Consider the following 8,695-nt stretch of genomic DNA (forward strand, 5'->3'; position numbering starts at 1 on the left):
CGCCGACCATCATATCGGCGTGTCCACGACAGTTCGTTCACACGGCCCGGAAAAGTGACCGGGATAACACCTCACGCGCGAACGCCTGCGTGCGCGCGGCATCGCAGCGCAGCGATCGCGCAAGCAGGTGGACCCGGCCGGCGGCGTTGGCCCGCCATGCGCTCAGCTGCGCAGGCCGACGCCCTTCTTGAGCAGGGTCAGGCCGACCGCGGCCAGCACCACCACGAAGCCCAGCATCAGCGCATAGGCGACCCACAGCCGCACGTCGCTGACCCCGAGCAGGCCATAACGGAACGCATTGACCATGTAGAAGATCGGGTTGGCGTGGGTCATCGCCTCGGCCCAGCCCGGCAGCAGCTTGACCGAGTAGAACACGCCGCCGAGGTAGGTCAACGGGGTCAGGATGAAGGTCGGCACGATCGCGATGTCGTCGAACTTCTTGGCGTAGACCGCGTTGACGAAGCCGGCCAGGGCGAAGATGGTCGCGCCCAGCACCACCGTGGTCAGGGTGACGAAGGGGTGCGGGATGCGCACGGTGGTGAACAGCATCGCGATGCACAGCACGATCGCGCCGACCGCCAGTCCGCGCGAGACCGCGCCGGCGACGTAGCCGGTCAGGATCACCCAGTTCGGCATCGGGCTGACCAGCAGCTCCTCGACGTGGCGGCCGAACTTGGCGCCGAAGAAGCTGGAGGAGATGTTGCCGTAGCTGTTCTGGATGATGCTCATCATCACCAGGCCGGGGACGATGAAGTCCATGTAGCCGATCCCGTCCATGGTCCCGATCCGCGAGCCGATCAGGCCGCCGAAGATCAGGAAGTACAGGGTCATGGTGATCGCCGGCGGGACCAGGGTCTGGCCCCAGATGCGCAGGATGCGGCTGATCTCGCGGCGCACGATGGTGCCCAGCGCGACCAGGTTGCGGCGCGCCGGAGTGGAGGACTCGAAGCTGTCCGGGGTCTTCCCCGGTGTGTCGGGAGTACTGCTCATGCGGTGGGCTCGGGTGCGACCTGGGCGGTGCTGTCGGTGGCGCCGTTGACGGCGTTCTCACCGGTCATGCGCACGAACAGTTCCTCCAGGCGGTTGGACTTGGTGCGCATCGAACGCACGCGGATGCCGGCGTCGCCGAGGGCGGCGAAGACACGGTTCAGATCCATCGAACGCGGCATCTCCACGTCCAGGGTGTGGTCGTCGGTGGCGATCAGGGTCGCCCCCTCGATCGCCGGCAGCCGCTCCGGCAGCTGGCCGTCGATGTCGAACAGGAAGCCCTCGACGTCGAGCCGCGCCAGCAGCGCCTTCATCGGACCGGCGGCGACGATGCTGCCGCGGTCGATGATCGCCAGGTTGCGGCACAGGCTCTCGGCTTCCTCCAGGTAATGGGTGGTGAGGATGATGGTGGTGCCGGCGGCGTTGATCTCGCGCAGGGTCTGCCACATGCCGCGGCGGATCTCGATGTCGACGCCGGCGGTGGGCTCGTCGAGGATCAGCAGCCGCGGCCGGGTCATCATCGCGCGGGCGATCATCAGCCGCCGCTTCATGCCGCCGGACAGGGTGCGGCTCATCATCCGCGCCTTGTCCCACAGGTGGGCGCGGCGCAGCTCCTGTTCGGCGCGCGCCAGCGCCTCCTCGCGCGGGATGCCGTAGAAGCCGGCGTAGTTGACCAGGATGTCGAGCGGCTTCTCGAACATGTTGAAGTTCAGCTCCTGCGGCACCAGCCCGATCAGCCGCATCGCGGCGTCGCGGTTGCGGGCCAGGTCGGTGCCGAACACCTCGACCGAGCCGCCGCTGAGGTTGACCAGCGAGCTGACGATGCCGATCAGGGTGCTCTTGCCGGCGCCGTTGGGGCCCAGCAGGGCGAAGAAGTCGCCCTGTTCGACGTCGAGCGAAACGCCCTTGAGCGCCTCGACGCCGTTGCCGGGGCCGCTGCCGGGGTAGGTCTTGCGCAGTTCGTGCACGCTGAGGGCGGGCACTGTCGGCGCCGCAACCGACGATGTCGGCGCCGCGCCCGCGGTGGTGTGTTCGTTCATGGCGGGAATCATGGCCGGGCCTGGGCCGCGGTCGTCGCGGCGATAGCCGTTATTATAGGCGGCCGACTGTACGCGCCCTCGGGCCACAGTGTTCCACCCGGCGCAGCGCGGCGTGGCGTAGCCTGAACACCCCGTCGCGCGCCCGTACGCCCCGAAAGGACCGACCGACTCCGTGGCCATCACGCATTTCCCGCTCAAACTGGTGTCCCGTCGCATGCTCGCCCCCGCGGTGGGTCACTACGCCTTCGTCCGCGACGACGGCCAGCCGCTGGACTTCGTCCCCGGGCAATTCATCCAGGTCCACTTCGCCTACGCCGACGGCACCGCGACCAAGCGTTCCTACTCGCTGGCGACCATCCACGACCACGCGATGGGCCCCGGCGAGGCGGTCGAGATCGCGGTCAGCTACGTGCCCGGGGGCGCCGCGACGGCCCTGTTCGAGGGGCTGGAGGTCGGCGGCACGGTCGATGCCAGTGGCCCGTTCGGCCGTTTCTGCCTGATGCCGGGCGACGCCAACGGCCGTTACCTGTTGATCGCGACCGGGACCGGGGTCACCCCGTACCGGGCGATGCTGCCGCAGCTGGAAGCGGCGATCCGCGAACGCGGGGTCCGGGTGGTGTTGCTGTTCGGCGCCCGCACCCCGGCCGAGCTGCTCTACGGCGACGAGTTCCGCGCCTTCGCCGACCGGCACCCGGAGCACTTCCGCTTCGTCCCCTGCTTCTCGCGCGAGCTGCCGGCCGAGGGCAGCGCCCACGCGCATGCCGATGTCCGCCGCGGCTACGTGCAGCAGTTCCTGGCCGAGGTCGCCCCCGACCCGACCGCCGACATCGCCTACCTGTGCGGCAACCCGAACATGGTCGACGCCTGTTTCGAGGCGCTGAAGGCGGACGGGCTGGAGGTCAAGCAGATTCGCCGCGAGAAATACGTCAGCAGCAAATGACCGGAGACACCGACGCGCACGCGGCATTCCTCCCGCCCGCCGCGCCGGACACCGGCCGCGGCGGACGTCCGGGCAAGCTCGGCTTCCCGGCATCCCTGCTCCTATGGATTCTGGTGGGCGGCCTGGTCGGCATGCTGAGCGGACGCATGGGCATCGGCCCTTCGGCCTGGATCGCCGATTGGGCGCCCACCGCCTCGGTACCGCTGGCGCTGCTGTTCGCATTGCTGACGATCTGGCCGAACATCATCGTGCACGAAGCCGGCCACGCGCTGTGCGGGATCGCCCGCGGCATGCATGCGATGGCGTTCGGCATCGGTCCGCTGCGCCTGGAGCGCGGCGAGCACCGCTGGCGTTTCCGCCGCGGCGCGTGGCTGCGCGGGATCGGCGGCTTCGCCGCGCTGCTGCCGAAGGGCCGGCGCGGTCTGTCGCGCTTCGACCAGGCCTGCTTTTTCGTCGGTGGCCCGCTCGCCAACCTCGCCACCGGCGTCCTCGCGCTGGCACTGCTGACCTCCTGGACGGCGCCACCGGCGATCGCCTCGCTGCTGCTGGGAACCGCGCTTTCGGCGTTGTTCTTCGGGGCCCTGAACCTGTTGCCGTTCCAGACCCAGGGCTGGCAGTCCGACGGACGCCAGCTGCTCGACCTCGCCCGCCACTCGCCCGACGCCGTCGTCCGCCAGCGGCTGCGACAACTGATGGCCCTGACCCTGGCCGGCGTGCGTCCGCGCGAATGGCCCGAGGCGCTGATGCCGGTCCCGGCCGACGACACATCGCCCGGACTGGCGGTGAACGCCCAGATACTGCGACTGAGCCGGGCGATGGACCGGAACGATGCCGTCGCCGCCGCGGACGCGGCCCGACGCACGGCCGCGGGCCTGCACGACCTGCCGGTGTCCGTGCGCCCGCACCTGGCGGTGACGATGGCTGGCTACGCCGCCCTCATGCTGCGCGACCCCGTGGTGCTGGCCGCGTGGCGGCCGCTGTGCGAGGGCGGGCTGTTCGACCTGTCGGCGTTCCGGGACTGGCTCGACGCGGAGTCGGCCGCCCTCGCCGGCGATGCGGCAACGGCCCGCGACAGGATCTCGGCGGCCCGCGCCGGCCTGGAGCGGCTGCCGGACCCGGTATCCGTGCTGCAGATGCGGGAAAGCCTGGACGCGCTGCAGGCCCGGCTCGCCGCCGCCTGAGCGCGCCCGCGGCGGCCCCGCGCATCGCCGCCACCTCCCGCACATCGGTCACATTTATCGAGACATGGCCGTCTGTCATGCTGTAGCGGATTGGCTACGGACTGATGGGGAACCCATGCGCAATACCCGATTGATGCTCGCCGCGCTGGCGTCGGCACTCTGCCTTGCGGCATGCCAACCGGCGACGCCGGTGGCGAACACCGAGGCCGGTGCCTACCGGTTCGGCGCTATCGGCTTCAAATCCTGCGTGCTCGGTGGCGAGCGCGGGATGCCGACGGTGGAAGCGCAATGCGGCAGCTTCGAGGTCGCCGAGAATCCGGAGGCGCCCGATGAGCGCCGGATCGCGCTCAACATCGCCTGGCTGCCGGCCAGCGGCAAGGGCGGCGGCAGCGACGACCCGGTGTTCTTCCTGGCCGGCGGCCCGGGCCAGGCCGCGACCGACGTCGCCCCGGTCGTCGACATGGCGCTCAGGGACGTGCGCAAGCAACGCGACATCATCCTGGTCGACCAGCGCGGCACCGGCGGTTCCAACCCACTGGACTGCCGCGACGCCGACGGCGAGCCGTTGCAGCTCGACCCCGCCGACGCCGCCGACAGCGCCGCCACCGAGGCCTTCCTCAGCCAGTGCCTGCGTTCGCTGGAGGGCCGCGCCGACCCCCGTTTCTACACCACCGCCCATGCCATCGCCGACCTCGACACGGTGCGTCAGGCGCTGGGCGCGGAGCGGATCAACCTGGTCGGCGGCTCCTACGGCACCCGCGTCGCCCAGCAGTACGCGATGCACTACCCGGCGCACACCCGCAGCGTGGTGCTCGACGGCGTCGCCCCGAACCGGCTGGTGGTCGGCGGCGAGTTCGCGCGCATGCTCGACCGCGCGCTCCAGCGCCAGGACGCGCAGTGCGCGGCGCAGGAGGCCTGCAGGAGCCGTTTCGGCGACGACCTGATCGGCCGCATCCGCGCGCTGGAGTCGAAGCTGGGCGAGAACCCGGTCGAGGTCGCCTACCACCACCCCACCACCCATGCGCCGGACACCGACACCCTCGGCGCCGAGACCGTCGTCGGCCTGGTCCACGGCGTGTCCTACGTGCCGCAACTGAGCGCGCTGCTGCCGCTGGTGGTCGACGAGGCCGAGGACGGCCGCTACCAGCCGCTGATGTCGCTGGCCCAACTGTGGTCGGGGCAGATGGAGGGGATGATGAGCTTCGGCATGCAGCGCTCGGTGGTCTGTGCCGAGGACGCGCCGCGCTACGTGCCCGATCCGGCCGACGCCGACACCCTGATGGGCGCCGAGGCCGGCCGCCGTTTCTTCAGCGGCTGCGCGGACTGGCCGACCGGCAAGGTCGACGCCGACTTCACCGCGCCCTACGGCGGCGACATCCCGACCCTGCTGCTGTCCGGCGAACTCGACCCGGTGACCCCGCCCGAGTACGGCGAGGAAGTGGTCAAGGGCCTGAGCAACGCGCGCCATTTCAGCCTCAAGGGCCAGGGCCACGGGGTGATGGGCGTCGGCTGCATGCCGCGGCTGCTGGCCCAGTTCGTCGAGTCGACCGATCCCGGCGCGCTGGATGCCAGCTGCCTGGACAGCCTCGACTACGTCCCGCCCTTCACCTCCTACAACGGCTGGGAGCCGTAGCAGGGTGTCGAAGAACACCCTGCTATGGCGGCCAAGGATGGCCGTAGCGGCGGAGCAAGCGCGCGAGCGCTTGATCCACCGGGAGCGCGTCCGGACGTGTACCGGACTCGCGACTTGAGGAACGCACCGGACGTGCGTTCCTCAACAAGTTCCTGAGCGCGGCGCCCGACGGCGAACGCGACGGCTCCTTCCGAACCACTGGATCCCAAATGATCATCGCAAACGACCTGCACAAGGCGTTCAAGACCAAGACCGGCACGGTCAAGGCGGTCGACGGCGTCAGTTTCCAGGCCCAAGACGGCCAGATCACCGGACTGCTCGGCCCCAACGGCGCCGGCAAGACCACCACCCTGCGCATGCTCTACACGCTGATGACGCCCGACTCGGGCGACATCCGCGTCGACGGCCTCGACGTCGCCACCCAGCCGACCGCGGTGCGGCGCGCGCTGGGCGTGCTGCCGGATGCGCGCGGCGTCTACAAGCGGCTGACCGCACGCGAGAACATCGCCTACTTCGGCGAGCTGCACGGCATGCCGTCGGCCGACATCGCCCGCCGCACCGAGGCGCTGTCGAAGGCGCTGGACATGACCGACATCCTCGACCGCCAGACCGAGGGCTTCAGCCAGGGCCAACGCACCAAGACCGCGATCGCGCGCGCGCTGGTGCACGACCCGCGCAACGTGATCCTCGACGAGCCGACCAACGGCCTGGACGTGATGACCACCCGCGCGATGCGCGAATTCCTCAAGCAGCTTCGCGCCGAGGGCCGCTGCGTGATCTTCTCCAGCCACATCATGCAGGAGGTCGCCGCGCTGTGTGACCGCATCGTGATCATCGCCAAGGGTCACGTGGTCGCCGCCGGCACCGCCGACGAGCTGCGCGAGCGTTTCGGCGAGCCCAACCTGGAGGACGCCTTCGTCAAGGCGATCGGCACCACGGAGGGCCTGCAGGCATGAGCACGATCAAGGCCCCCGGATTCTTCGCCACCCTGCTGTCGGTGATGCGCAAGGAACTGCGCGACATCGCCCGCGACCGCCGCACCCTCGCCCTGACCCTGTTCCTGGGCCCGCTGCTGTACCCGGCGATGCTGATGGGCATGGGCTACCTGGCCGAGCAGCGCGCGCGCACCCAGCTGGAGAAGGAGCTCGAACTGCCGGTGGTCGGCGCCGAGCGCGCGCCGAACCTGATCAAGTTCCTGGCCACCCAGAGCATCAAGGCGGTGCCCGCGCCCGACGATCTGGAAGCGGCGATCGCCCGCCAGGACCACGACGTCGGCCTGGTGATCGGCGAGGACTATCGCGAGGACTGGTCGCAGGGACGTTCGGCGTCGGTGGAGATCCTCGCCGACAGCACCCGGCGCAATGCCGAGATCCCGATCGCGCGCGTGCGCGGCGTGCTCGACCGCTACCGCAGCCAGGTCGCGACCCTGCGGCTGATGGTGCGCGGCATCGATCCGGCGGTCGCGCAACCGGTGGCGATCGGCACCCGCGACCTCGCCAGCGCCCAGGCCAAGCGCGGACAGCTGCTGTCGGTGCTGCTGCCGTACCTGCTGATCCTCAGTTCCTTCCTCGGCGGCGCCTACCTGATCATCGACGCCACCGCCGGCGAGCGCGAGCGGCAATCGCTGGAACCGCTGCTGGCGACGCCGGCCCCGCGCGGCGCGGTCGTCAGCGGCAAGATCGCCGCCGCCTGCGCGCTGGGCCTGATCTCGCTGCTGCTGACCCTGCTCGCGTTCAAGGGCACCGCGCTGATGGCCGCCGACGTCGCCAAGATGCTCGACGTCAGTTTCGCGGCGATCGCCAAGATGCTGTTCATCCTGCTGCCGATGCTGCTGATCGGCACCTCGCTGCTGACTTTCCTCGCCGCCTCGGCCAAGAGCATGAAGGAGGCGCAGAGCCATACCGTCTGGCTGATGCTGTTGCCGATGGTGCCGACCTTCGTGCTGATGGTGAATCCGGTGAAGTCGGAGCTGTGGCAGTACGTGGTGCCGTTCCTGGCCCAGAACCAGCTGCTGCTGAAGGTGATCCGCGCCGAACCGATCGACCCGCAGGTGTGGGCGGTGTATCTGGCCGCGGGGCTGGGACTGGCGGCCCTGCTGTGGTTCGCCGCGGTGCACCGCTACCGCCAGGAGCGGCTGGCGATCTCCGGCTGAGGCCAGCGACAGCGAGACAGCGACGGGCCCGGCCGATGCCGGGCCCGTTTGCGTCGAGGCCCCGGAATCGCGGCTCACGCCGCTCCTACGGCATGAACGCGTGCGACCCAGCCCCCTGAGTGAGGGGGCGATTCGCATCGCAGATGCGAATGGGGGTGTGGAAGCGCAACGGCGGGGCCCGAGGTTTGCGTAGAGCAAACTTTGGGGATTTCCAGGCGCAGCCCGGGAATCGCGGCTTACGCCGCTCCTACGAAAATCCCGGGACCGATTGGCCAGGACGGGCGCGATTCACTGTAGGAGCGGCGTGAGCCGCGATGGGCTACCCGGATCGCTGGCTCGTGCGCATGCACAAAGGCCGATGCGCGGGGCATCGGCCTTTGTTGGGTGCTGCGACCATCGGTCCGAGTCGGCGGCGGAAACAGGGGCCCCGAGCGCGATTTCTGGAAACGCTTGATGCCATCCATAGCGTCACTGCATCGGCTTCGGGTTGTCCGGCCTGACCATCCGTGGTCAGGCGTTCGCCCCCGCGCGGGCCAGTGGCCCGCAAGCGCGGGGGCTCACCCCCCCGGGTTGAAGCCGATGGTGCGGCGGGTGGTGACCGGGTTGGCGACCGGCTGGAAGCGCCAGTTGCGGACCGCGGCGACCGCTTCGCGGTCGAACACCCGCGGCGGGCTGGAACGGACCACGCGGGCGCTGGTGACCGAACCGTCGGTGCCGACGGTGAACTCGATCTGCACCTCGCCGGAGGTGCCGGCGCGCAGC

At 70.1% G+C, this 8,695-nt stretch carries 8 protein-coding genes; 5 read left to right on the top strand and 3 right to left on the bottom strand.

The features are described from left to right. Positions 1-162: 162 nt before the first annotated feature. Together FKV24_RS01425 and FKV24_RS01430 are read right to left on the bottom strand one after the other, a co-directional pair. Entirely contained in the window at positions 163-990 is an 828-nt protein-coding gene (locus FKV24_RS01425) for an ABC transporter permease (RefSeq protein WP_111264995.1), read from the bottom strand. Further along, positions 987-2,027 carry an ABC transporter ATP-binding protein gene (locus tag FKV24_RS01430; protein ID WP_111264994.1) on the bottom strand — a complete coding sequence of 347 codons (1,041 nt, stop codon included), beginning with the start codon at positions 2,025-2,027 and terminating at the stop codon, positions 987-989. Before FKV24_RS01430 ends, FKV24_RS01425 begins: the two co-directional genes overlap by 4 nt. A gap of 172 nt (positions 2,028-2,199) precedes the next feature. On the opposite strand from FKV24_RS01430, the gene FKV24_RS01435 reads away from it, so the two are divergent. From FKV24_RS01435 to FKV24_RS01455, 5 genes are all read left to right on the top strand, one after another. Continuing rightward, positions 2,200-2,967 carry a ferredoxin--NADP reductase gene (locus FKV24_RS01435; protein WP_223250215.1) on the top strand — a complete coding sequence of 256 codons (768 nt, stop codon included), beginning with the start codon at positions 2,200-2,202 and terminating at the stop codon, positions 2,965-2,967. After that, on the top strand, positions 2,964-4,148 hold the full coding sequence (locus FKV24_RS01440; protein ID WP_111264992.1) for a M50 family metallopeptidase: 1,185 nt from the start codon (positions 2,964-2,966) through the stop codon (positions 4,146-4,148). The genes FKV24_RS01435 and FKV24_RS01440 overlap by 4 nt, the downstream gene beginning before the upstream one ends. Positions 4,149-4,263: 115 nt before the next feature. Further along, positions 4,264-5,781, top strand: a complete 1,518-nt coding sequence (locus FKV24_RS01445) for an alpha/beta hydrolase (RefSeq protein WP_141480939.1) — start codon at positions 4,264-4,266, stop codon at positions 5,779-5,781. A gap of 209 nt (positions 5,782-5,990) precedes the next feature. Beyond that, positions 5,991-6,737 (top strand): ABC transporter ATP-binding protein, encoded by a 747-nt coding sequence (locus FKV24_RS01450; protein ID WP_141480940.1) that lies wholly within the window; start codon positions 5,991-5,993, stop codon positions 6,735-6,737. Continuing rightward, positions 6,734-7,933: an ABC transporter permease gene (locus FKV24_RS01455; protein ID WP_111264989.1), complete on the top strand. Its 1,200-nt coding sequence runs from the start codon at positions 6,734-6,736 to the stop codon at positions 7,931-7,933. Before FKV24_RS01450 ends, FKV24_RS01455 begins: the two co-directional genes overlap by 4 nt. 557 nt (positions 7,934-8,490) lie before the next feature. Here FKV24_RS01455 and FKV24_RS01460 read toward each other — a convergent pair. Further along, positions 8,491-8,695, bottom strand: a 205-nt coding sequence (locus FKV24_RS01460) for an energy transducer TonB (protein WP_141480941.1), incomplete at its 5' end; no start/stop codon positions are given.

Source organism: Marilutibacter maris (genome assembly GCF_006546735.2).
GTDB lineage: Bacteria > Pseudomonadota > Gammaproteobacteria > Xanthomonadales > Xanthomonadaceae > Marilutibacter > Marilutibacter maris.